Source organism: Paraburkholderia acidisoli (genome assembly GCF_009789675.1).
GTDB lineage: Bacteria > Pseudomonadota > Gammaproteobacteria > Burkholderiales > Burkholderiaceae > Paraburkholderia > Paraburkholderia acidisoli.
On the sequence record NZ_CP046915.1, the window covers coordinates 231,520 to 255,238 of the forward strand.

General features: G+C 64.1%; 21 protein-coding genes. 9 read left to right on the plus strand and 12 right to left on the minus strand.

What is annotated here, in order from left to right; translation table 11 throughout:
• Positions 1 to 192: 192 nt before the first annotated feature.
• The 3 genes from FAZ98_RS23280 to FAZ98_RS23290 all read left to right on the plus strand — a co-directional run bounded on the left by FAZ98_RS23280 (position 193) and on the right by FAZ98_RS23290 (position 3,907).
• Entirely contained in the window at positions 193 to 1,500 is a 1,308-nt protein-coding gene (locus tag FAZ98_RS23280; RefSeq protein WP_158954489.1) for an MFS transporter, read from the plus strand.
• 180 nt (positions 1,501 to 1,680) lie between these two features.
• Positions 1,681 to 2,778 carry a porin gene (locus tag FAZ98_RS23285; protein ID WP_233272894.1) on the plus strand — a complete coding sequence of 366 codons (1,098 nt, stop codon included), beginning with the start codon at positions 1,681 to 1,683 and terminating at the stop codon, positions 2,776 to 2,778.
• 46 nt (positions 2,779 to 2,824) lie between these two features.
• A complete protein-coding gene (locus tag FAZ98_RS23290) occupies positions 2,825 to 3,907 on the plus strand; it encodes a porin (RefSeq protein ID WP_158954493.1) in 1,083 nt (360 codons plus the stop codon).
• 21 nt (positions 3,908 to 3,928) lie between these two features.
• Here the strand turns inward: FAZ98_RS23290 and FAZ98_RS23295 are convergent, their stop codons facing one another.
• The 5 genes from FAZ98_RS23295 to FAZ98_RS23315 form a co-directional block, all read right to left on the minus strand.
• Positions 3,929 to 5,491 carry a methyl-accepting chemotaxis protein gene (locus FAZ98_RS23295; protein WP_158954495.1) on the minus strand — a complete coding sequence of 521 codons (1,563 nt, stop codon included), beginning with the start codon at positions 5,489 to 5,491 and terminating at the stop codon, positions 3,929 to 3,931.
• A gap of 437 nt (positions 5,492 to 5,928) precedes the next feature.
• On the minus strand, positions 5,929 to 6,216 hold the full coding sequence (locus FAZ98_RS23300; RefSeq protein ID WP_158954497.1) for a PTS sugar transporter subunit IIB: 288 nt from the start codon (positions 6,214 to 6,216) through the stop codon (positions 5,929 to 5,931).
• Between the two features lie 14 nt (positions 6,217 to 6,230).
• A complete protein-coding gene (locus FAZ98_RS23305; protein WP_158954499.1) occupies positions 6,231 to 6,692 on the minus strand; it encodes a PTS sugar transporter subunit IIA in 462 nt (153 codons plus the stop codon).
• Between the two features lie 39 nt (positions 6,693 to 6,731).
• A complete protein-coding gene (locus tag FAZ98_RS23310) occupies positions 6,732 to 8,147 on the minus strand; it encodes a PTS galactitol transporter subunit IIC (protein WP_158954502.1) in 1,416 nt (471 codons plus the stop codon).
• Between the two features lie 382 nt (positions 8,148 to 8,529).
• On the minus strand, positions 8,530 to 8,820 hold the full coding sequence (locus FAZ98_RS23315; RefSeq protein WP_158954504.1) for a DUF1330 domain-containing protein: 291 nt from the start codon (positions 8,818 to 8,820) through the stop codon (positions 8,530 to 8,532).
• 266 nt (positions 8,821 to 9,086) lie between these two features.
• On the opposite strand from FAZ98_RS23315, the gene FAZ98_RS23320 reads away from it, so the two are divergent.
• From FAZ98_RS23320 to FAZ98_RS23345, 6 genes are all read left to right on the plus strand, one after another.
• On the plus strand, positions 9,087 to 9,689 hold the full coding sequence (locus FAZ98_RS23320; RefSeq protein WP_158954506.1) for an amino acid synthesis family protein: 603 nt from the start codon (positions 9,087 to 9,089) through the stop codon (positions 9,687 to 9,689).
• The gene (locus FAZ98_RS23325; RefSeq protein ID WP_158954508.1) at positions 9,658 to 10,476 is read left to right on the plus strand and encodes an alpha/beta fold hydrolase; all 819 of its coding nucleotides are present in this window, start codon (positions 9,658 to 9,660) and stop codon (positions 10,474 to 10,476) included. The genes FAZ98_RS23320 and FAZ98_RS23325 overlap by 32 nt, the downstream gene beginning before the upstream one ends.
• 1 nt (position 10,477) lies before the next feature.
• Positions 10,478 to 11,449, plus strand: a complete 972-nt coding sequence (locus FAZ98_RS23330; RefSeq protein ID WP_158954510.1) for a flavin reductase — start codon at positions 10,478 to 10,480, stop codon at positions 11,447 to 11,449.
• A 10-nt stretch (positions 11,450 to 11,459) separates the two neighbouring features.
• Positions 11,460 to 12,497 carry an LLM class flavin-dependent oxidoreductase gene (locus tag FAZ98_RS23335; RefSeq protein WP_158954512.1) on the plus strand — a complete coding sequence of 346 codons (1,038 nt, stop codon included), beginning with the start codon at positions 11,460 to 11,462 and terminating at the stop codon, positions 12,495 to 12,497.
• Between the two features lie 12 nt (positions 12,498 to 12,509).
• On the plus strand, positions 12,510 to 13,979 hold the full coding sequence (locus FAZ98_RS23340) for an aldehyde dehydrogenase (protein WP_158954514.1): 1,470 nt from the start codon (positions 12,510 to 12,512) through the stop codon (positions 13,977 to 13,979).
• Between the two features lie 95 nt (positions 13,980 to 14,074).
• Positions 14,075 to 15,490, plus strand: a complete 1,416-nt coding sequence (locus FAZ98_RS23345; RefSeq protein ID WP_233272895.1) for a purine-cytosine permease family protein — start codon at positions 14,075 to 14,077, stop codon at positions 15,488 to 15,490.
• 81 nt (positions 15,491 to 15,571) lie between these two features.
• On the opposite strand, the gene FAZ98_RS23350 is transcribed toward FAZ98_RS23345, so the two are convergent.
• The 7 genes from FAZ98_RS23350 to FAZ98_RS23380 all read right to left on the minus strand — a co-directional run bounded on the left by FAZ98_RS23350 (position 15,572) and on the right by FAZ98_RS23380 (position 23,566).
• Positions 15,572 to 17,134 (minus strand): methyl-accepting chemotaxis protein, encoded by a 1,563-nt coding sequence (locus tag FAZ98_RS23350; protein WP_158954516.1) that lies wholly within the window; start codon positions 17,132 to 17,134, stop codon positions 15,572 to 15,574.
• Positions 17,135 to 17,156: 22 nt separating this feature from the next.
• Positions 17,157 to 18,617 carry an NADP-dependent succinate-semialdehyde dehydrogenase gene (gene gabD / locus FAZ98_RS23355; protein ID WP_158954518.1) on the minus strand — a complete coding sequence of 487 codons (1,461 nt, stop codon included), beginning with the start codon at positions 18,615 to 18,617 and terminating at the stop codon, positions 17,157 to 17,159.
• A gap of 90 nt (positions 18,618 to 18,707) precedes the next feature.
• Positions 18,708 to 19,877 carry a porin gene (locus FAZ98_RS23360; RefSeq protein ID WP_158954520.1) on the minus strand — a complete coding sequence of 390 codons (1,170 nt, stop codon included), beginning with the start codon at positions 19,875 to 19,877 and terminating at the stop codon, positions 18,708 to 18,710.
• Positions 19,878 to 20,059: 182 nt separating this feature from the next.
• Positions 20,060 to 20,767, minus strand: a complete 708-nt coding sequence (locus tag FAZ98_RS23365; RefSeq protein ID WP_158954522.1) for a GntR family transcriptional regulator — start codon at positions 20,765 to 20,767, stop codon at positions 20,060 to 20,062.
• A gap of 12 nt (positions 20,768 to 20,779) precedes the next feature.
• Complete coding sequence (locus tag FAZ98_RS23370; RefSeq protein WP_158954524.1) at positions 20,780 to 21,868, minus strand: ABC transporter ATP-binding protein; 1,089 nt, start codon at positions 21,866 to 21,868, stop codon at positions 20,780 to 20,782.
• 17 nt (positions 21,869 to 21,885) lie between these two features.
• Positions 21,886 to 22,683, minus strand: coding sequence for an ABC transporter permease (locus tag FAZ98_RS23375; protein ID WP_158954526.1), 798 nt, complete (start codon positions 22,681 to 22,683; stop codon positions 21,886 to 21,888).
• A gap of 1 nt (position 22,684) precedes the next feature.
• On the minus strand, positions 22,685 to 23,566 hold the full coding sequence (locus FAZ98_RS23380; RefSeq protein ID WP_158954528.1) for an ABC transporter permease: 882 nt from the start codon (positions 23,564 to 23,566) through the stop codon (positions 22,685 to 22,687).
• Positions 23,567 to 23,719 lie beyond the last annotated feature (153 nt).

Sequence of the window (23,719 nt, forward strand, 5' to 3'; positions counted from 1 at the left end):
CTTTGACGTAGCGAAAATGGAATGACATTCTTTATTCGAGCGCAGACGGTCGTCCTTTGTCTGCGCCGGGCTGGCAAGCCGCAGCAAGGCTCTATCATCGGAAGATGACGGCCTTCGCCACACGGTCACCCAAGAGAACTGGCATCGTGCTTGCCTGATTTTTCCGGTAGTTCGTTCGAATAAGTCATCCTCATGGCGGCCATCTCCGAAAGTCCTCACGCTCTCGCCCTCGACCCGCCCGCGCGCACCACGCGCCGCGTGCTGGCCCTTTGCTTCCTCACGATCGTGACCGAAGGCTATGACATCGGCGTCATGGGCACGATCGTTCCCTCCATGCTCGCCGACCCGGTGTGGAAACTCACGCCGATCGAAGTGGGCGCGATGAGCAGCGCCGCGCTGTTCGGCACGTTGTTCGGCTCGTACTTCATCAGCGTGCTCACCGACCTGATCGGCCGCAAACGTCTGCTGATTGCATGCGTCACGCTGTTTTCGCTTTCCATGCTGGGCGCCGCCATCGCGCCTTCGCCGTTTATCTTCAGCGTGATGCGCTTTATTGGCGGGCTCGGGCTCGGCGGCGTGATTTCCGCGGCGGCGGCACTCACGGTCGAATATTCGCCGGCCGCCAGGCGCAATCTCAACTTCGCCATCATGTATTCGGGCTACGCGATCGGCGCGCTGGTCTCCGCCGTGATCGGCATCGCGTTTCTCGGTTCGCATGGCTGGCGCTTCGTGGTGGCGCTAGGCGCGTTGCCGCTGCTCGGCCTGCCGCTGCTCGTGAAGATGCTGCCCGAGTCGCTCGCCTACCTCATGGCGAGCGGCAAGCGCCGCGAAGCCGATCAACTCGCGCAGCGGCTCGGTTTGTCGCTGGCTTCGCTCGACAGCGTCCCCGCGGAAGCGACTGCCAAGCCTTCGCTGGGCGTGGTGCTGCGCGAGGTGTTCTCGCACGGCAACGCATGGTCGACGCTGTGCCTCTGGGTCGCGCAGATCGCCGCCGTGCTCGTGATCTACGGCCTTGGCACGTGGTTGCCGCAACTGATGCGCAAGCTCGGCTACGACCTCGGCTCCAGCCTCTCGTTCCTCGCGATCTTCATGCTGTCCTCGGCGATCGGCGGCATTCTGATCGGCCGCGTGGGCGACCGGCTCGGGCCGCGCAAAACCATCGTGGGCGGCTACATGATCGGTGCGCTGGCGATCTGCGGGCTCGCCGTGAAGGGCAGCGAACTCACCAACTACGTGCTCGTCGCGCTGGCCGGTCTCGGCAGCATCGGCGTGGCCATGGTGCAGCTCGGCTACATCGCGAGCTTCTACCGGCCGTTCGCCCGCGCCAGCGCGACGGGCTGGGCCGTTGGCATCGGCCGTGTCGGCGCCATGGCCGGCCCGATGCTCGGCGCGTGGTTCGCGTCCTCGCATCTGGACGTGCGCCTGAACTTCGTCGCCTTCGCGGTCTCGGGGCTAGTGGCCGCGCTCGCTATCGCCGTGTGCCGGCCGCGCAACGCGTGACATGACACGCCGCGGCGCCGGTTCGCTCCGGCGCCCGGCGTGACGCGTATTTTCTCGCGTACTTCCCCGCTGGCGTTCGCGTTTGCCTTCGCGCTTCTCCCCTCTTCCTTCCTATCCTTAATCGGCATGAGATCACAATTTCGACCTTTCGTTTTATCTATCAGGAATCCTTATTTTCTATTGAGCAGTCTGACGATTTCGCTCGGCCTGACGGCAACGCCCGCTCACGCGCAAAGCAGCGTCACGCTGTACGGGCTGATTTCGGTGGGCATCAGCTATTCGTCGAACGCGGGCGGCAAGTCGCTCACACAGATGACGAGCGGCCCGCAGCAACCGTCGCGCTGGGGCCTCAAGGGCCGCGAAGAGCTGGGCGGCGGTCTCGCGGCCATCTTCGATCTGGAGAACGGTTTTTCGATCACCACGGGCAGCGCCGCGCAAGGCGGCCGCCTGTTCGGGCGGCAGGCGTGGGTCGGCCTCACGGACCCGAAGCTCGGCACACTCACGCTCGGGCGGCAGTACGACGAGATGACCCAGCAACTCAACTGGACCTCCTCGGCCGTGCAGTTCGCGACCTATGGCGCGCACGTGGGCGATAACGACAACGTCTTCAACGTGCTGCGACTGCAGAACGCGGTGCGCTACGCTTCGCCGGATTTCGCCGGGCTGTCGTTCGCGGGGCAATACGCGTTCTCGAACGAGGCCGGCGCGTTCAGCGACAACAGTGCCTTCAGCGGCGGCGTGTCGTATCGGCATGGTCCGTTCCGCTTCTCGGCGGCGATGTCGCAATACAACCACCCGGCTTCGACCAACACCTCGGGCGCCATTGGCGATTCGTACGCGTTCACCTCGCCGTTCGCCACCAGCGCGGGCGGCGCCAACGCCGCAAAGCAGCGCATTCTGGGTGTGGGCGCGGGCTACGACTTCGGCTTCGCACAGGCCACGCTTTCGTACACGAACGTGCTGTTCGATTATCTCGACAGCACGGGCCTGCGCCTCAACAACGTGGAGGCGTCGGTCACACATTGGATCACGCCCACGCTGCAGATCGGCGCGGCGTATATCTATACATTCGGCGAGTCGTCGGCGGCGCAAAAGCCACACTACAACCAGGTGAATCTGGGCGTGGACTACTTTCTCAGCAAGCGCACCGACCTCTATCTGGTTGGCCTGATGCAGCGCGCCGGCGGCAGCGCCCGCTATGCGCAGATCGTGACGACCGCCGCTTCGAGCACGCAATCCGAAACGCAGGTGATCGCGGGCATACGCACCAAGTTCTGATTGCAGGCGCTTCCCATTCGTTTCGCTACACGACTACGCTTCTCACATGAAAACGCTACACGCAGGATTCCTGACTATTTCGTTGCTGGGAACTTACGCTTCGAGCGCGTTCGCGCAATCCAGCATGACGCTGTATGGCAGCATCGACGAAGGTATCGGTTACGTCACCAATGCGAAAGGCAGTTCGCAAACCCTGATGGGCCCGATCAGCGTACCGGATCAGTTCGGGTTCAAGGGCTCGGAAGATCTGGGCGGCGGCACGAAAGCCATTTTTCAGCTGGAAAACGGCTTCTTCTCGAACACCGGTGCGTTCGCTTCGTCGGGCGTGCTGTTCAGCCGCAAGGCGTTCGTCGGTCTTGCCGACAACCGTTGGGGCACACTCACGCTCGGCAAGCAGTGGGACCTCACCGACGACGTGCTCTTGCCGAACGCCAACGGCGCGGTGCAGTACAACTACTTTCTCTACCATCCCGCCAATGTCGACAACGACGCAGTGACGGTGGTGAACAACAGCGTGAAGTATGCGAGCAATCCGTGGCACGGGGTCTCCGCACGCGCCATGTACGGCTTCACGGACAGTTCGACGGGACAAGGCCGCTACGTGGGCGGCGCGCTGCTCTACAAGTCGTCGGCACTGCAACTGGGCGCCGTGTACAGCGACACGCGCAACAAGTCGTACGCGTTCAACACGTCGCTCGGCTACGCGAACTTTCTCGGCCAGAACCTCGCGGGCGGCGTGACTTTCAAGGCGCGCGACACGCAGATCTTCGGCGTGGCCGGCACTTACACGCCTAATCGGCAATGGGCGTTTCATGCCGTCGTGGATACGGTGAAACTCGCCACCGACACCGACTCCGCGCGCGCGACCACCACGGAGCTAGGCGTGGACTGGAACGTCACGCCGTTCGACACGGTGCTGCTGGGCGGCTATCGCACGTGGTTCGCGGGCAAGCAATACACCGCGGCCGGCCTCTCGAATCTTTACCATCTTTCGGTGCGCACCATGCTCTACGCCGAGCTGACGGTCGAGCACGCGGGCGGCGGCGCGCAGGCGGCACTGCTCTCCCTCTCGCCTTCGTCGAGCAGCAATCAGACTTCGGTGCGCGTGGGCGTGCAGCACTTCTTTTAACCCGGCGCCTTTCACATACGTTCAGATCTGAAACGCCCGAATCGCGCCGGTCAGGTGTTCACCCTGATCGGCGAGCGAGCGCGAAGCGGCCGCCGATTGCTCGACCAGTGCGGCGTTTTGCTGCGTCGCGGCGTCCATCTGCGCGACGGCCGTGTTGACCTGCTCGACGCCGCGCTGTTGTTCGTTCGACGCCGTGGCGATCTCGCCCACGAGGTCCGTGACCTGACCGATCGCGCGCGTCACTTCGGTCATGGTCGCGCCCGCCTGGTTAGCGAGCGTGACGCCGTCGCGCACGCGCGCCACCGAAGCGAGAATCAGCGTTTTGATTTCCTTCGCGGCCGTGGACGAGCGCTGCGCGAGGCTGCGCACTTCGGTGGCGACTACAGCGAAGCCCTTGCCCTGTTCGCCCGCACGCGCGGCTTCCACGGCCGCGTTGAGCGCGAGAATATTGGTCTGGAACGCGATGCTGTCGATGATTGCGACGATCTCCGCCACTTCGTTCGAACCCGTGTCGATGTCGCCCATCGTGCGCACGATTTCCTCGACCATGCCGTTGCCGCGACCGGCGATGCTCGACGCCTCCAGCGCCATCGCGCTCACGCGCTGCGCGTGGCCCGCGTTCATGCGAATGGTCGAAGTGAGTTCTTCCATGCTCGACGCCGTCTCCTGCAACGACGCCGCCTGCTGTTCCGTGCGCGCCGAAAGATCGGCGTTGCCCGAGGCAATCTCGTGCGCGCCGTTCGCGATCGAACCGGCGGCGTCGCGCACCTGGCCCACGAGCGCGACGAGGCTGCCCTGCATGTCGCCCATCGAACGCAGCACGCTGCCCGCGGGCGCATGCGCCGCGCCGTCGATCACCCGCAGATCGCCGCTGGCCACGCGCTGCGATACCGCGCCGAGCGCGGCCGGCTCCGCGCCAAGCTGGCGCATGAGGCCACGCGTGATAAGCGCGCCCGCGAGCGCCGCGCAGGCGAGCGAGAGCACGCACAACGCGATCAGCAGCACACGCTCGCGCTCGTACTTCGCGCCGCCCGCGTCGATGCTGGCTTGTGCGCGGCGCTCCGCATAGGTTTCATACACGTTCGCGGCATCGATCAGCCTGGCGAGCAGCGGGCGGCATTGCTCGTCGATGAGCTTGACCGCCTCGTCATGACGCCCTTCTAGTGCCGCCTTGACGATGGCGAGTGCCACCGGGCCATACTGCGTTTCCACGTCGGCGATATGTCCGACCAGCTCGCGCTCTTCCGCGTCCGCGTCGGCGGACTGGCTCACGAGCGCCTGCAGCTTGTCGAGCCGCTCATGCACGTTGGCGTGGGCCTTCATGACGTTGCTTTTTTCCGCGTCGATATCGCTCGCCGCCGTGACGAACAGCAGATCGCGCGCCGAAATCGCACGCCGGTCCACCGCCGTGCGGACCTGCTGCGCCAGTTGCGCGCGCGTGTTCGCCCCCGTGACGAACGCCTCGAAGCGCGCGTTGTCGCTGCCGAGCGCATAGAGCGAGTAACCTGAAACACCCAGCACCAGAATGATCAGGATGCCGAACGAAAGTGTGAGCTTCTGCCGGATGGTGAGTGCGAGCGCCATGATGATCGAGGAGATGACAGGGGGAAATCGGCCGCCGTCGTCACAGCAGCCACAGGCGGCGTGCAGGCGCACGCGTCCCGCGCAATCGATTTAATCGATTACTGAAAATCGGCGGAACGACCCGAATATGCTATTTAGATTTTGGATTCGAGCCGACTATATCGGTTGCCGCGCGCCGGATCAATCGCTATTGCATGACTGAAGCCTCGCCGCAACAGTCCGGCGGGCGGGGCTTTCAGGCCGCGCGCGCGGCGTTCGAGCGATTATTCGCAGCGCAAACGATGCTTTAACGTTTGCGCGCTTCGATAATCGGCTTATGAATCGGAATGGAGAGCAAAATCTCGCTCCAGAAAAAACGCGCCGTGCGAGGCGCGTTTTTTGTCCGGCTCAACCGAAAGCGTTTTTTGGTCGTTGTTTTCGGTCGTTATTCCCGGCGTTTATTTTCTGAGTTCGGCTTCGATTTCATCGAAGACCTTCGCTTTGCCCACGCCGGTAAGAAATGCCAATCCCTTGATCACGGGCTTCGTGACCGAGCCGGAAATGGGTGTGGTCGACACAATGAGATCGACGTTGTCGGCCAGCGAAGGCACTTCGGTTGCCTTGGCCTGTTGCGCGTTGAAGGTCAGCCCGCGCCGTTTCATCTCTTCGGTCACCGCCACGTTCACCGCCGTGGAAGTGGCCACGCCCGTGCCGCAGGCAAAGAGCACCGTCTTTATCTTGCTCATGTTTCTCGCTCCATTTAACCGAATACGGCTTTCGCTTCGTCCAGGGTGGTCGCGGCGGTCAGCCGCTCGACTTTGCCGGCGTCCTGAATCGTGGCGATGATCGCCTGCAGCGTTTCGATCTGCTGGTCTTTGTTGTTGATGGCGAGCAGGAACACAATGCGTACCGGCACGTTCTCGTCGGGGTCTTCCATGTTCGCGAACACCACCGGCGATCGCAGCGTGGCAATGGCCACACCCGCGCGCAGCACATGATGCGGGTCCGTATGCGGCACGGCCACATGGTGCTCGCCTTCGAGCATGAGGCCGGTGGGCAGCTCGCGCTCGCGCGCCACGGTGGCGTCGGCGTAACTCGGTTTCACGTAGCCGCGCGCTTCGAGCTTCGCGGCCAGCAGGCGGATGACGTCCTCGCTGGTGCGGGCGTCACTTTGCAGAACGATCACATCGGGGTCGATAAACGCGCCCAGTTGCGTGGCCATCGGGTCTCCTCCTCGGGGGTGGCCGTGCGAGCACGACCTTTACGAGCCAACCTCGATCGTACCCTGTTCCACCTCGTCCGCGCCCGCAGCATGCTCCCAGCCCGGCGAGTTGCGCCGGTAGATCGCGAACGCCGCCGCAATGACGATGAACAGCAGCACGATGCCGCCCACGCCCAGCCATTGAATCGCCGTGATGATCACATACGGCACCCACAGGAAGCCGTCCACGACCGAGGTGATCTGCAGCGCGTCCTTCGGCAGCTTGAAACCGGAAGCCACGGCCGCGTGCGTGAACAGCGGCGCCAGTGCGTTCGCCACGTAGAAACCGATGGCGAGCGTGACCGTGCCGATCACGACCATGCGGAACACGTTGCCTTTGACGAGCGGCGCGGTCATGGCGACGATGAACGGGATCACGGCGAGATCGGCGAACAGGATCACGCGATTTCCCGGCAGCACCACCGACAAAATAATGGCGATGGGCACGAGAATCAGCGAGGACGAGATCGCCGAGGGATGACCGATCAGAATGGCCGAGTCGAGACCGACCAGCAATTCGCGGTCGCCGGTGCGCTTGCGCACGAACTCCTGCGCGGCGTCGGACACGGGCAAGAGACCTTCCATCAGCACCTTCACCATGCGCGGCAACAACAGCATGACGGCGGCCAGCGTCATGCCGGTGCTGAGGATCTTCGCCAGCACCACGTCGAGCGAGCCCGCGTTGTAAAACGCGATCACGCCCAGCACGAGGCCGAGCACGAGACCCAGCACCACCGGCTCGCCGAATACACCGAAGCGGCGTTCGATGGTTTCCGTGTTGATGTTGATCTTGTTGATGCCGGGAATGCGGTCGAGCACCCAGTTGAGGATGATGGCGATAGGCAGGATCTGCGCGGAGGCCAGGTGCGGCACCGAGACGCCCGGCACGTCGTAGAACTGCTGCACGGCACGCGCGGACCAGTCGGCGAACAGCAGCGAGAGCGCGGCCACGGCGGCGGCCACGGCAATGCCATAGGCGAGGTTGTCGGTGGCCGCGACCACCAGCGACCCCACGAAGGCGAAGTGCCAGAAGTTCCACACGTCCACGTTCAACGTGCGCGTCCAGCGCAACAGCAGCAGCGCGATATTCACGGCAATCGCCACGGGAATCACCCACAACCCGACCGAGGAACCGAACGCGATGGCGGCAGCCGAAGGCCAGCCCACGTCGAGAATATCGCGGCGAATACCGGTATTCGTGACGATGGCCTGCGCGACCTGGCCGATCGAGGTGAACATCAAACCCAGCACGAGATTGATACCGATGAACGCCACCCCGATCGTGACCGCCGCGCGAAATGCCTTGCCGGCTTTCGCGCCCAATACCAGCGCGATCACGAAAATCACGATGGGCAGCAATACCGTGGGACCTAATGCGTCGATTGCGGCTTTTATCTGCGTGAGAATGACGTCCATAATCTCCTCCAGATTTTTCTTGATTAATGACGCAAAGACTATCTGAATTTCGACGACAGCGTGACTTCCCGTGGCGCGGCGGTTAAGCGTCGATCGAGCTTACGCGCGCACACGACTCCGGCGTTCGTCGCGCAACGAGAACGCCTGGTACTCCGTAGTAATGGTGTTGCCTTGTCCAGCGCGTGGCAGCGTGACGGCACCCGTCACCGCGAATGAGACCTTCGCGCCGCTCGACCTGCACATTTGTATTTCACGATATCACTTCGTACAGTCGATACACAAGCATTCAGCATCGTGAAAGCCTTGGACCAGGGTCAGTCCTGATGCGCGGAACGGCGGCGAACGTTGCCGCCTCGCCGCCGCCCCGCTGCGACCTCGCCGCTCAGCCTGCCAGTCCTTCGACGATCGAGATCTGTGCGACGCAATGGCCGTCGCGCTTACTCTTCGCTTCCTGATACTCGGGCGAGCGATAGCACGCGAGCGCCGTCTCCATGTCCTTGAACTGGATCACCACGTGACGCGCGAACGGCTCGCCTTCGAGCACTTCGGAAGCGCCGCCGCGGGCGAGAAACACGGCGTCGTACTTCTTGAACGCCAGCGGGGCGATGTCGGTGTAGCCCTTGTATTGCTCGGGGTCCAGCACGTTGACATGAGCGATCCAGTACGCAGCCATTTCTTTTCCTCTCCGTTTTCAAAATCGATTGGCAAATCGCCGCGATGTCGTGCCGCAAATCGTCTTCCGGCGCGACATCGGCAGGCGATCTTCTACCACTTTTTGCGACCGCCCGACCCATTCGCGCGCAGCGCGCAACCGTGCCGAAATTGCGCAAACCCTTTCCCAGCTTGGGTTTGCCGGATCGATAGGGTTAACACGCATGGTACGTCATCATATGGCATACCAAAATGCGACACATCATCAACGGACTCCAGAACCTTGCTATGAGCCTGATTCGCAAATCCATTCTCCACGTCGAAAACGTCTTCGTGGACGGCGCCAAAGCTGCCGCGAAGCCGCTGAAGTTGATCGGCGCGGCGGCCATCATCAAGAACCCGTGGGCGGGCCGCGGCTATGTGGAAGACCTCTCGCCGGCCATCCGCGAACTGGCGCCGCAATTGAGCGAGCACCTCACGAAGCTGATCCTCGACGAAGCGGGTTCGGGCGAAGCGGTCGAGGCATTCGGCAAGAGCGCCATCGTCGGCCTCGACGGCGAACTGGAACACGCGTCGGCGCTCATCCACACGCTGCACTTCGGCAACACCTACCGCTCGGCCGTGGGCGCCAAGTCGTATCTCGCGTTCAACAACACGCGCGGCCCGGCGAATGCGCCGCTGCTGATTCCGATGATGGACAAGAACGACGAAGGCCGCCGCTCGCACTACTTGACGCTGCAGTTCGCGATCGCCGACGCACCGGCCGCCGACGAAATCGTCATCGCCATCGGCGGCGCCACGGGCGGCCGTCCGCATCACCGCATCGGCGATCGTTACAAAGACCTTGCAGAACTCGGAAATGACCTCAACAACCCTGCCGCTGTCAAATAATCGCGTTGCGCATTACGTCGAGCAGGGCCACGGCGAACCGCTGGTCCTGATTCACGGCGTGGGCATGCAGGCGGGCGCGTGGTATCCGCAAATGAGCGAGCTATCGCGCGACTTTCGCGTGATCGCCGTCGACATGCCGGGCCACGGCGCGAGCACGGCGCTCGATGCGAACGCCGGCCTGCAGCAGTTCGTGGCGTGGGCGATCGAGTTCATCGAGGCGCTGAACGCCGGTCCCGTGAATCTCGCGGGGCACTCGATGGGCTCGCTGATCGCGGCGGGCGTCGCGGTCACGCGGCCCGATCTGGTCAAGCGTGTGGCCGTGCTCAACGGCGTGTATCGTCGTACCGGAGAAGCGCGCGACGCCGTGCTGCAACGCGCCGCCGAGCTGCGTTCCGGCACCATCGACATCGAAACGCCGCTCAAGCGCTGGTTCAACGCCGAAGAAGCGCAGCAGGTCGCGGCGCAGCGCGTGGAAGCGTGGCTGAAGTCCGTCGATCTCGCCGGATACGCCACCGCGTACACGGCCTTCGCGCGCGGCGACGAAGTCTATGCCGACGGCTGGCACAGCATTGCCTGCCCCGCGCTCGTGCTCACCGGCTCGGACGACCCGAACTCGACGCCCGAGATGGCGCGGCAAATGGCCGAAGCCGCGCACCAGGGCCGCGCCGTGGTGATCGACAACGAGCGCCACATGGTGAACCTGACCGCGCCCGAAGCCGTCAACCGCGCGCTGCGCGCGTGGCTCGACACCGAGCCGCTGGCCGAAACCCTCAAGTCGGAAGTGTGAGATGAGCCAAACCACGAGCGAAACCACGAGCCAGGTCGTCAACCCGGCAACGAGCCTCGACATCGCGAAGCAGAAAGCGCGCGAACTGCGCGACGCGTTCGGCGCGTTCATGACGGGCGTGACGATCGTGACCACCGCGAGCGACGACGGCAAGCCGCTCGGCTTCACCGCGAATTCGTTTTCCTCGGTGTCGCTGGACCCGGCCCTGCTGCTGGTGAGCATTGCGAAAACCTCGAGCAACTACGCGACGTTTTCCAATACGGGTCACTTCGCCATCAACATCCTCGCGGAAAACCAGAAGGATTTGTCGAATACCTTCGCGCGACCGAGCGAGGACCGCTTCGCGAACGTGAACTGGCAACTGAGCGAGCACCGCAATCCGCTGCTCGGCGAGGTGAGCGCGTGGTTCGACTGCACCACGCACGCGGTGATCGACGCGGGCGACCATGCGCTGCTCGTCGGCAAGGTCGAGGCGTTTCACTCCGCGGGCTTTGCCGGTCTCGGCTACTACCGCGGCGGCTATTTCACGCCCGCGAAGGTCTCGGCCGAAGTGATCGCCGGACCGAAGGTGATCGTGAGCGCGATCATCGCGCGCGACGACAAAGTGCTGCTCACGCGCACCGCCGACAACAAATGGAGCCTGCCTTCGAAGGAGATCGGCAAGGAAGGCGCGGATAAAGCGCTGGCCGAACTCTTCGCGAAGTACCAGCCGGATGCCTCGGCGAGCTTCATCTACTCGGCGTACAACAATACCGAAACCCACTACCAGTACATCTCGTTCCTCTGCAGCGCGCCCGACGAGGCCGCCGTGGCAGGCGAATTCGTGAGCCTCGAAGGTATCGAAGCGAGCGAGTTCCAGGACGGCGCCCTTGCGAGCATGCTGCAACGCTACCGCAAGGAAAGCCAGTTGAAGAGCTACGGCATGTACTACGGCGACCACAGCAACGGCACGGTTCGCCCGCTTCTTTCCTAAAGGTTATCCCATGCGTTTTTCGCTTTTCGTACATATGGAGCGCGTCGACGAGTCGGCGACCCAAAAGCAGCTCTACGACGAGATGGTCGAACTGTGCCAGATAGCGGACCGCGGCGGTATGCACGCCGTCTGGACCGGCGAGCATCACGGCATGAACTTCACGATCGCGCCGAATCCGTTCCTCAATCTCGCGGATCTCGCGAACAAGACGAAGAACGTGCGACTCGGCACGGGCACGGTGATCGCGCCGTTCTGGCACCCGATCAAGCTCGCGGGCGAAGCGGCGATGACCGACATCATCACCAACGGCCGTCTCGATCTGGGCATCGCGCGCGGCGCCTATTCGTTCGAGTACGAGCGGCTGATGCCGGGCCTCGACGCATGGGGCGCGGGCCAGCGCATGCGCGAACTCATTCCCGCCGTGAAGAAGCTCTGGGAAGGCGACTACGCGCACGAAGGCGAGTTCTGGAAGTTCCCCTCCACCACCTCCTCGCCGAAGCCGCTCCAGCAGCCGCATCCGCCGATCTGGGTGGCCGCGCGCGATCCGAACAGCCACGAATTCGCCGTCTCGAACGGCTGCAACGTGCAGGTCACGCCGCTGCATCTGGGCGACGAAGAAGTGGAAAAGCTCGTTGGCCATTTCAACGCCGCGTGCGAGAAGTTCAGCGAGATGCCGCGCCCCGAGATCATGCTGCTGCGCCACACCTACGTGGCGAGCAACGAAGACGACGCGCAAGTGGCCGCCGACGAAGTGAACACGTTCTACAACTACTTCGGCGCATGGTTCAAGAACGAGCGTCCGGTCAGCCAGGGCATGATCAAGACGCTGACGAAGGAAGAAATGGCCGCGCACCCGTTCTACACGCCGGAAGCGATGCGCAAGAACAACGTGATCGGCACGCCGGAAGAAGTGATCGCGCGCCTGAAGGCGTACGAGTCGCTCGGCTTCGACGAGTACTCGTTCTGGATCGACACCGGCATGAGCTTCGAGCGCAAGAAGGCATCGCTCGAACGCATGATCAACGACGTGATGCCTGCGTTTCAGTGAGGGCGTGAATCCATGAGCTTTCAGTTTCAGCTGTATATCGACGGCCAGTTCGAAGCGGGCGCCGCGAGCTACGGCAGCGTCAATCCGGCCACCGGCGAAGTGTGGGCGCAGATGCCCGAGGCGCGCACCGGGGAAGTCAACCGCGCGGTGCAGGCCGCGCATCGCGCCTTGAGCGACGCCGCGTGGGCCAACCTCACGGCATCGGCACGGGGCAAGCTGCTGTACAAGCTCGCCGATCTCGTCGAAAAGGCTGCGCCGCGACTCGCTGAAATTGAAACCAACGATACCGGCAAGATCATTCGCGAGACGTCGAGCCAGATCGCCTATGTGGCGGAGTACTACCGCTACTACGCCGGTATCGCCGACAAGATCGAAGGCAGCCACATTCCCGTCGACAAACCCGACATGCAGGTGTGGCTCGATCGTCAGCCCGTGGGTGTGGTGGCCGCGATCGTGCCGTGGAACAGCCAGCTGTTCCTCTCGGCCGTGAAGCTCGGCCCGGCACTCGCGGCCGGCTGCACGGTGGTGCTCAAGGCTTCTGAAGAAGCGCCGGGCCCGCTGCTCGAATTCGCCAAACTCGTGCATGAAGCGGGCTTCCCGCCCGGCGTGGTCAACGTGGTGACGGGTTTTGGCGCGCAGTGCGGCGCGGTGCTCAGCAGCCATCCGCTCGTCGACAAGGTCGCCTTCACGGGCGGCCCCGAAACGGCGAAGCATATCGTCGCCAATACGGCCAACAATCTCGCCAAGGTTTCGCTCGAACTGGGCGGCAAGTCGCCGTTCATCGTGTTCGCCGACACCGACATCCAGAGCGCGGTGAACGCGCAGGTGGCGGCAATCTTCGCGGCGAGCGGCCAGAGCTGCGTGGCCGGTTCGCGCCTGTTGATCGAGGCTTCGGTGAAGGACGCGTTCCTCGCCATGCTGGTGGAACGCGTCGGGCGCATTCGCGTGGGTTCGCCCAACGAGATGACGACGGAATACGGCCCGCTGTGCACCGAAAAGCAGTTGCGCAAGATCGAAGCGGTGGTCGCGAGTTCGGTGCGCCAGGGCGCGAAAGTGCTCGCGGGCGGCGAGGCGATCGACCGCGCGGGCTACTACTATGCGCCGACCATTCTCGATTGCACCGGCGTGCCCAACGCCGACAGCATCACGACCGAACTGTTCGGCCCGGTGCTTTCAGTGGACACGTTCACGACCGAGCAGGAAGCCATCGAAAAGGCCAACAGCACGGTCTACGGTCTCGCGGCCGGCATCTTCACGACCAACCTCACGCGCGCGCACCGCGTGTCGAAGCGGGTGCGTTCGGGCATCGTCTGGATCAACACGTATCGCGCCGTTTCGCCGCTCGTGCCGTTCGGCGGCTTCGGTTTGTCGGGTCACGGCCGCGAAGGCGGTTTTGCCGCCGCGCTCGAATACACCACGACGAAGTCGGTGTGGCTGCGCACCTCGGACGACCCGATCAGCGACCCGTTCGTGATGCGCTAGGCCAACGCGGTTTCAGCCGTATCGACTCAATAGCCGTAACCGTTGCATCGCGCCGCGCTCGTGGCGCCATGCAACGCGGTAATAAAGATGGAGACATGATGACCCAGCCGGCGAACGATAACAGCGTTCTGACCATCGAAAGCAATTCGATCGACTATGTCGCACCGGAAAACCGGCACGGCAAACCGGTCGATCTCTTCACCCTGTGGTTCTGCACGAATGTCGCGCCGCTGGCCGTCATTTCCGGCGCGACCTCGGTGCTGATTTTCCACCTCGACATCGTGAGCGCCGTGCTCGCCATTGCGGCGGGCCAATTCTTCGGCGCGATCTTTCACGCGCTCACTTCCGCGCAAGGCCCGCTCGTGGGCGTGCCCCAAATGATCCAGAGCCGTGCGCAGTTCGGCCGCTACGGCTCGCTGCTCGTGGTGGGTTTCACCACGCTCATTTACCTCGGCTTCTTCGTTTCGAACATCATTCTCGCGGGCAAGACGCTGCACGCCGCCGCGCCGCCCGTGCCCATTCCGGTGGCGACGGTGCTCGGCGCCGTGCTCGCCACGCTGGTGGGCGTGATCGGCTATCACTTCATTCACCGCTTCAACAAGATCGGCGCATGGTTCATGGGCAGCGCGCTCGTGATCGGCTTTATCCTGATGGCGCCGGGCCTGAACGCCAGCGTGCTCGAGCAAGGTCATTTCGACCTCGCGGGCTGGTTCGCCATGTTCGGCCTGTGCGCCGTGTGGCAGATCAGCTTCGCACCCTACACGTCCGATTATTCGCGCTATCTGCCCGTCTCCACGGGCTTCGTGAAGACCTTCGCGTTCACGTATTTCGGCACCTCGCTCGGCACGATCTTCGCGTTCGTGTTCGGCGTGGTCGCGGTGAGCACCGGTCACGCCAGCGACGCCATGGAGGCGATCCGCACGCAAACCGGCATGTTCGGCTACGTGCTGATCTTTCTCTTCCTCGTCAACATCATCGGTCACAACGGCATGAATCTGTACGGCGGCGTGCTCTCGTGCATCACGGCCGCGCAGACCTTCCGTCCGAACTGGGTGCCGGGCCGCACCGTGCGCGTGATCGTCTCCGCCGTGCTGCTGCTCGCCTCCACCGTTACCGCGTTGTGGGCATCAAAGAACTTCATCGCGATCTTCCTCAATGCGATCTTCGCGATGCGCATCGTGCTCGCGCCGTGGATCGCGATCAATCTCGTCGACTTTTACGTCGTCAACAAGCGTCACTACCTCGTCTCGGAGATCATCAGCAGCAACGGCGGCGTGTACGGCGCATTCAACGTCAAGGCCATCGCGCTCTATGTGTTCGGCATTGTCGTGCAGGTGCCGTTCATGGAAGAGAGCTTCTTTCACGGTCCCTGGGCGTCGATTCTGGGCGGCGCCGATGTCTCGTGGATGGTGGGTCTCGTCGCCACCGCACTCGCCTACTGGCTGCTCTCGCCGAACGGCGGATCGCGTGCACCGCGACGCGCGACCGCTCGCGTCACGGCCCAGGAGTAAGCGCCCCGCCAACTTTTCGATGGCGACAAAAAACCGGCTCGTTGTTCGCAACGAGCCGGTTTTCTTTTTACCGCACGCGGCTTAGATAGGCTTCTCGACGACGAACACCGAGACCGCGCGCTTCAGTTCCATGGCCTGATCTTCGAGCGACTGCGCGGCAGCCGCTGCCTGCTCGACCAGCGCCGCGTTCTGCTGCGTGACCTTGTCCATCAAATTCACGGCTTGATTGACCTGCTCGATGCCGCGGCTCTGCTCGTTCGAAGCCGCCGCGATCTCGCCAACAATATCGGCCACCTGGCGAATCGCAAGTTTCACGTCCGCCATCGTGCCGCCCGCCGCGTGCGCCTGCTGCGCGCCGCTGCGGATCGTCTCCACCGAAGAACCGATGAGTTCCTTGATCTCGCGCGCCGCCGTGGCCGAGCGCTGCGCGAGCGAGCGCACTTCGTTCGCGACCACGGCGAAGCCGCGGCCCTGATCGCCCGCGCGCGCCGCCTCCACCGCCGCGTTCAACGCCAGAATGTTGGTCTGGAACGCGATACCCTCGATCACGGCCGTGATCTCCGAGATCTGATCCGAACTCCCGCTGATGCGTTGAATGGCCTCGACCATGCCGTGCACCGCTTCGTTGCCCGCTTCCGCCATGCCCGAGGCGCGCGTGGCGAGCGTGCTCGCCTCGCGCGCGTTGTCGGCGTTCTGGCGCACGGTTTCGGTCAGTTGCGTCATGCTGGCCGCCGTCTCCTCGAGCGAGGCGGCCTGCTCCTCGGTGCGCGAAGACAGATCGAGATTGCCCGCGGCGATCTCGCTGGACGCCGAAGCAATACGGTCCGCACTGGAGCGCACGCCGCCCACCATGCCCGCGAGGCTCAGGTTCATCGCCTGCATCGCGCGCATCAACTGGCCGGTTTCGTCCGTCGAGGTGACCACGATACGATGCGTGAGATCGCCTTCGGCCACGCTAGCCGCCGCCGTAACCGCCTGCCGCAACGGCCGCGAAATCGCACGCGAGAGCCAGCGCCCCGCGAGCACCGAAGCGAGCACGGCCATCAGCGAAGCCGTGAGCACGCTCACGTAGATCGTCGTGCGCAAGGACTCGAGCTGCGCGCGATCGTCCTGCACGCGCGCCTGCTCGTAGCGCTCCAGCTGGCTCACCGCCGCGATGAGTTTCCCGGTGCCCAGATACGCGCCGAAACTCTCCGTGAGCGTGGACAGATCGCTCACGCTCACGGCGAACGCATCGACTTGCTTGCGCGTTTGCACGAGCGGATCGACCACGGTTTTCAGCCAGCTCTCGTAGGCTTCACGGCCTGCGTCCACGAGCGCGTCGCCCGCGGGCGTGGTATCGATCGTGCGCAGTTTCGCGAGCTTCGCGTTGAAGTCCTCGCGATGATCGACGATCCATTGCTGGTGCGAGGCCTTGCCGTTGAGGTTGTTTGCCAGCACGGCCCAGATGATGTTCAGATAGTCGCCCGTGCCGTCTTTCAGCAGTTGCAGAACCTGCCCGGACGCTTCGATTTGCTGCTGCTTGCGGTCGATGGCGTGAACGCTGTACAGGCAAATGCCCGCACTCACGCCAAAAACGGCAATCGCGCCGGAAAACGCCAGCGTGATCTTGCGGGCGATGGGAAGGTGATGAAGCGTTTTCATTGAGGACTCGCTAACCCGCCGGTCAGACCGCGAGGCAGAGGTACTTGACGACCACATAATCGTCGATGCCGTAGTGCGACCCTTCGCGCCCCATGCCCGACTGCTTCACGCCGCCGAACGGGGCCACTTCGTTCGAGATCAGCCCCGTGTTGATGCCGACCATGCCGTACTCGAGCGCTTCCGCCACTTTCCATACGCGGCCGATATCGCGGCTGTAGAAGTAAGCGGCCAGGCCGAACTCGGTGTCGTTGGCCAGGCCGATCACTTCGTCATCCGAAGCAAAGCGGAACAGCGGCGCGAGCGGCCCGAAGGTCTCTTCCTTTGCCACCTTCATCGCGGGCGTGACGTCGCGCAGCACCGTGGGCTCGAAAAAGCCATGGCCGAGCGCATGACGCTTGCCGCCCGTAATGACTTGCGCACCCTTCGCGAGCGCGTCTTCGATGTGCGATTCCACCTTGAGCACGGCCGCTTCGTTGATGAGCGGACCTTGCGTCACGCCCGCCTCGGTGCCGGGCCCGACCTTGAGGCCGCTCACGGCCTGCGCGAGCTTCGCGGCGAACGTGTCGTACACGGCGTCGTGCACGTAGAAGCGATTCGTGCACACGCAGGTCTGGCCGCTGTTGCGATACTTCGAGGCGATAGCGCCCTGCACGGCGGCATCGAGATCGGCGTCGTCGAACACGATGAACGGCGCATTGCCGCCCAGTTCGAGCGAGACCTTCTTCACGGTCGCCGCGCACTGGCTCATGAGCAAACGGCCCACCGGAGTCGAGCCCGTGAACGAGAGCTTGCGCACGATGGGATTCGACGTGAGTTCGCCGCCAATCGCCTTCGGGTCGCCCGTCACTACGCTGAACACGCCGCGCGGCACGCCCGCGCGTTCGGCCAGCACGGCCATGGCGAGCGCGGAAAACGGCGTGGCCTCCGCGGGTTTGACGACGATCGTGCAGCCCGCCGCGAGCGCGGGTCCGACCTTGCGGGTGATCATCGCTGCGGGGAAATTCCACGGCGTGATGGCGGCGCACACGCCCACCGGCTCCTTGACCACGACAATGCGCTTGTCGCTCGCGGGCGTGGGGATCGTGTCGCCGTACACGCGCTTGCCCTCTTCGGCAAACCATTCGAGAAACGACGCCGCGTAGGCGATCTCGCCCTTCGCCTCGGCAAGCGACTTGCCTTGCTCCGTGGTGAGGATGAGCGCGAGATCGTCGGCGTTCGCGATCATCAGATCGTGCCACTTGCGCAGGATCGCGCCGCGCTCCTTCGCCGTTTTCGCGCGCCACGCGGGCCACGCCGCGTTCGCGGCGGCGATCGCCTCACGCGTTTCGCGCGCGCCCATCAAGGGCACGCTGCCCACGCGTTCGCCCGTTGCGGGATCGCTCACGTCGAACGTTTCCGTGCCGACGGCGTCCTGCCATGCGCCGTCGATAAAAGCCTGTTGACGAAACAGCTGCGGGTCCTTCAAACGGGTTGCCAATGCCATGACTGATTTCCTGAACGAGTTGCACAAAACAGATCGCGCGACCCGGCAACACACCGGATCGCGCGACATCAAACGAGAATCGAACTGCGGTTAGAACTGGTGATACATGCCGATGCGCACCATCGTCTGACGGTTGTTCGATGAAGCCGAACCCACCGAATAGTCGAAGATGTCGGCATTCGAAGCGGCGCCGGCCGCCTTCTGCCACACGCCCATCGCGTAGATCGAGGTGCGCTTCGAGAGCGCGTACGCCGTGGTGAGGCCGACCTGGTGATAGATCGGAATCTGCTGGCTATAGCCCACGTTGCCGTGCGTGTACACGTATTGCGCACCCACGTACCATGCCGAGGTGAGGTTGTAGCGGCCCCATGCCTCGTAGTTGGTGAAGATCACCGTGCCGCGCGTGCCGTTGGCGTCGTTGAACTTCGTGTTGGTGTAGTCGAGGCCGAGCGTGGCCGAACCCAGCGCGTAGTTGACCGCCGCGCCGAAGATCTGCTCGTTGGCCGGATTGCCCACGTAGCTGAACGGTCCGCTCGCGCCGATCGCCGCGCCCGTGGTGTTGGTCACGAAGTCGCCGTCGCTGAGCAGCACACCCGGATTCTTCGCGTACAAATACGCGCCTGCGAAATTGAAGCCGCCGAACGCGTAGTTCGCGCCCAGGCTCCACAAGCCCGTGGTGCCGCGCCCCGGCGCATTCGTGTTGGTGAACGAATACAGGCCGCCAAAGGTCAGGCCGCCGAGCTTCGGGCTCGCGTACTTGATAGCGTTGTCCACGCGGAACGAGTTGTCCGTGTTGTCGATGTCGCCCGCGTGCACGAGCGGGCCGCCGAGCTGGCCCGGCGCGGTGAGCGGCTGCAGATAGTCGACCACCGAGTCGTACTGGCGTCCGAGCGTGACCGTGCCGAAGCGCGCGTCCGAAAGCCCCACATAGGCCTGACGCCCGAACAGCCGGCCGCCCTGGCGGCTCTGGCCGTTCTCCGTGCTGAACCCCGCTTCGAGCTTGAACAGCGCGCTCAGGCCGCCGCCCAGGTCTTCCGTGCCCTTCAGGCCCCAGCGGCTGCCGTACACGCCGTCGTAGGTGCCGTCGCGCATGCGCCACAGCGAATGGCCACCGCTGTTGTTCACATAGTCGATCCCTTCGTCGATCACGCCATACAACGTGACCGACGACTGCGCGTGCGCGTTCGACGCGACCAGCGCGCTCCCCGCCAACAGCCACGATGCCCAGATAACCGGCTTTTTCACACTACGCTGCTTCATGCTGCTCCTCTCCTCGTCAAATGCGCGACGGCTCCGCCGTAAAACACGGCGGCCGCAGGTTGTGATGCGATTTTTTTCAATACTTAGTGATGCGAACGATGTGGTTTGCTGCTATTGCCGTTATTCGTCCTGCTGAGCTTTCATGAATCCCGAAGCACCACGCGGGTGCGATTTCCACCACGCTAGCCCGCGCGTTTCAGCAGCGCCTGCTCCTGCCCTTCGGCCAGCAACTGTTGCGCAATGGCCGCCACGCGGCGCACATGCGTGACCGCCGCCACGCGCGCCGCCGCCGCGTCGTGCTCGCGTATCGCCGCGAGAATCCGGCGCATCTCCTGCACGGCCTGTGCGCCGCGGTCGTCGGAAGCGATGGTCAGCGCGCGCAGCCGGTTGATACGCGCCGTGAGCGACTGCACGATCTCCCATGCCACGAGTTTGTTGCCCGCCGTGAACATGCGCTCGTAGAGCGCCGTGGTGAGCGCGCGCACCTCGCGATACTCGCGGGCGTGAAAGGCACGCTCGATGGTATCGATCAGCGCTTCGAGTTCCGCCACGGTGTTGGCGTCGGCGAGGCGCGCGCACGCGGCCGCGGCTTCGCCTTCGAGCAGGCCGCGAATCTCGTAGATCTCCGTTGCCGTCGCGAGGTCGAGTATCGCGACGATCGGCCCTTGATTCGCCAGCGTCGCCACCAGACCCTCGGTCTCCAGATGCCGCAGCACCTCGCGCACCACGGTGCGGCTCACGCCCAGCTCCTCGCACAGCGCGCGCTCGACCAGCCGGTCGCCGGGCTGGAAGCGCGCGTCGAGAATGGCGCTGCGCATCTTCTCCAGCGCCAGTTCTCTCAGCGTGGTCGTGCGGCGCTCGACTTTCAGTGATGGGGACGCGTGCTGCATTGCCGTGTCCGCTCAAGCCTGCGCGAAGAGACGCACGTCGCGCGCGTCCCAGTCGATCCACGCCTGCGTGCCGATCACGATGCCGCTGTCGCGATGATCGCCGGCCGGCATGCGCACCGACATGTCCTGCTGCCAGGGCGTCGTGACCGCGTAGTGCATGGCGTCGCCGAGATAGGTAATGTCGCGCACCGTCACCGGCAGCCCCGCCGTGTCCTTCGCGACCTCGGCGGCGCGAATGCGGATCTGTTCGGGGCGCACCATCAGCGTGCCGTCGCCGCCCACGGGCAGCACGGTCTCGCTGGCCGCCGCCACGCTATGGCCGCTCGGGAACACGGCGCTCGACTGCGCCGCGTCGCGCGAGGTGATGCGCACGGGCAGGAAGTTCGAATTGCCGATGAAGTTCGCCACGAAGCGCGAGGCCGGATTCGCGTACAGCTCCTCGCCGGTCCCGCATTGTTCGATACAGCCCTGGTTGAACACGGCAATGCGGTCCGAGAGCCGCAGCGCTTCTTCCTGATCGTGCGTGACGTAGAGGATCGTCACGCCGGTTTCCTGGTGAATGCGGCGCAGTTCGAGCTGAATTTCTTCGCGCAGCTTCTTGTCGAGCGCTGAAAGCGGCTCGTCCATCAGCAGCACGGGCGGGTCGTAGGCCAGCGCGCGCGCGATCGCCACGCGTTGCTGCTGACCGCCCGACATCTGCGCGGGCATGCGGTCGCGGAACGCCGAGAGATGCACGAGCGCGAGCATCTCGTCGACCTTCTTGTTGATCTCGGCTTCGGGACGGCGGCGCACGCGCAGCGGGAACGCGATGTTCTGCCCCACGGTCAGATGCGGAAACAGCGTGTAGCGCTGAAACACCATGCCGATATTGCGCTTGTTCGGCGCGACCGAAAGCAGCGGCTTGCCGTCGAGCAGCACGCGGCCCTCGGTCGGCTCCTGAAAGCCCGCGACAATGTAAAGCGTCGTACTCTTGCCCGAGCCCGACGGCCCGAGAAAGGTCATGAACTCGCCTTTGCGCACGTCGAGCGAGACCTGGTCGATGGCGACCACGTCGTCGTAGGTCTTGCGCAGGCGCTGGATTTGCAGGAATGCGGAAGTCATGGCTGTTACCTCAGGGTTCAGGCTCTGGCGCGGCGCAATACGGCGCCCGCCAGCATCAAAACGGTTGTCAGTCCCACCAGCAGCGAAGAGGCCGCCGCAACCACGGGCGTCAGGTCCTGGCGCAAGGTTGCCCAGATGCGCACGGGCAGCGTTTGCAGCGTCGGGCTCGACATGAAGATCGACACCACCACTTCGTCCCACGAAGCGAGAAAGGCGAAGATCGCGGCGGCGAACAAGCCGAGCCGGATCGCGGGCAAGGTCACGCGCAGCTTCACTTCGAGCGGCGAGGCGCCGCAGATCAGCGCGGCGTCTTCGAGCGCGGTATCGAAACTCGAAAGCGAGTTGCTGATCGAAATGATCGAGAACGGCAGCGCGATGATGAGATGGCCGATCACGAAGCCCGTCATCGTGCCGTTCAGGCCAATGCGCAGGAAGAAGGCATAGAGCGCCACGGCCAGCACGACCACGGGCAGCACCATCGGCGTGAGGAAGAACGCCTTCACCGCGTTGCGGCCGCGAAATTTGCCGCGCACGAGCGCGAGCGAAGCGAGAAAGCCGATCAGCACCGAAAGCGCCGTGACGATCACCGCGAGCTTCGCGCTCGTGAGCAGCGAGTCGAGCCAGCCCGGGTCGGTGAACAACTGGCGATACCACTCGAGCGTCCAGCCCGGCGGCGGAAAAATCAGCCACTGTGAGTCGCCGAACGAGAGCGCGACGATGAACACGATGGGCAGCAGCAGGAACAGCGCAACGGCGGCGCCGATGGCGAGCAGCGCATAACGCAGCGCGCCGAGACGGTCGAAATCGAGCAACATGTCAGAGCCCTCCGTTACCGGCGCGCGCGCCCGTGAAGCGCAGTTGCAGCGCGTAGAGCGAGAGCGTCACCGCGAGCAGCACGAAGGCGGCGGCGCCCGCGAGACCCCAGTTCAGCAGTTCCTGCACGAGTTGCGCGACCAGTTCGGCGAGCATCATGTATTGCGCGCCGCCCAGCAGCGCGGGCGTGACGAAGTAGCCGAGCGCCATCACGAACACCATCAATGCACCCGAGGCAATACCGGGCATGGCGAGCGGCACGAGAATGCGCCAGAACGCTTGCCAGCGGCTCGCGCCGCACACGGCCGCGGCACGCAGCGTGGACGGGTCGATGCCGCGCAGCGTGGCGTGCAGCGGCATCACGAGAAACGGCAGCATGATGTACGTCATGCCGATCGTCACGCCCACCAGGTTGTTGACGAGCGCGAGCGGCTCGCTGATGAGACCCGTGGCCATCAACAGGCGATTGATCGGGCCGGTCGCCTGCAACAGCACCATCCACGCGAAGGTGCGCGCGAGTAGGTTGGTCCACATCGACAGCAGCAGAATGGAGAACAGGAACGAGCTGAGCTTGCGCGGCGCGATGGCGAGCAACCAGGCCATCGGGAAGCCGATCAGCACCGTCACCGCGGTCACCACCGTCGCCACCAGGAAGGTATTGCCGAACACGCGCAGATACGTGGACGAACCCAGCAACTGCTCGTAGTTGTGCAGACCCGCCGTGGGCTCCAGCACGCTGCGCAACAGCAGCGAGAGCACCGGCAACATAAAGAAGATCACGAGGAGCACGAGCCCCGGAATCAGAAGGCGAATGTTGCGCCAGTCGCGGCGCGCTCGCTGGGGTGTCGCCGGGGGACGGGCGACGCTGCTTAGTACGTTGGGCATGGGGTCTCCTGCATCGGTGCTGCCGCTGTCTTGCTGCTGTTCCGCTGCTATTTCATTCAGTGCGATTGCGCTGCTTTTGTGCTGCGACTTCTGTCGCTACCTGGGCTGCGGTGCGCCGCGCATCGACATCACGCGCGAGGCGCACCGCACGGC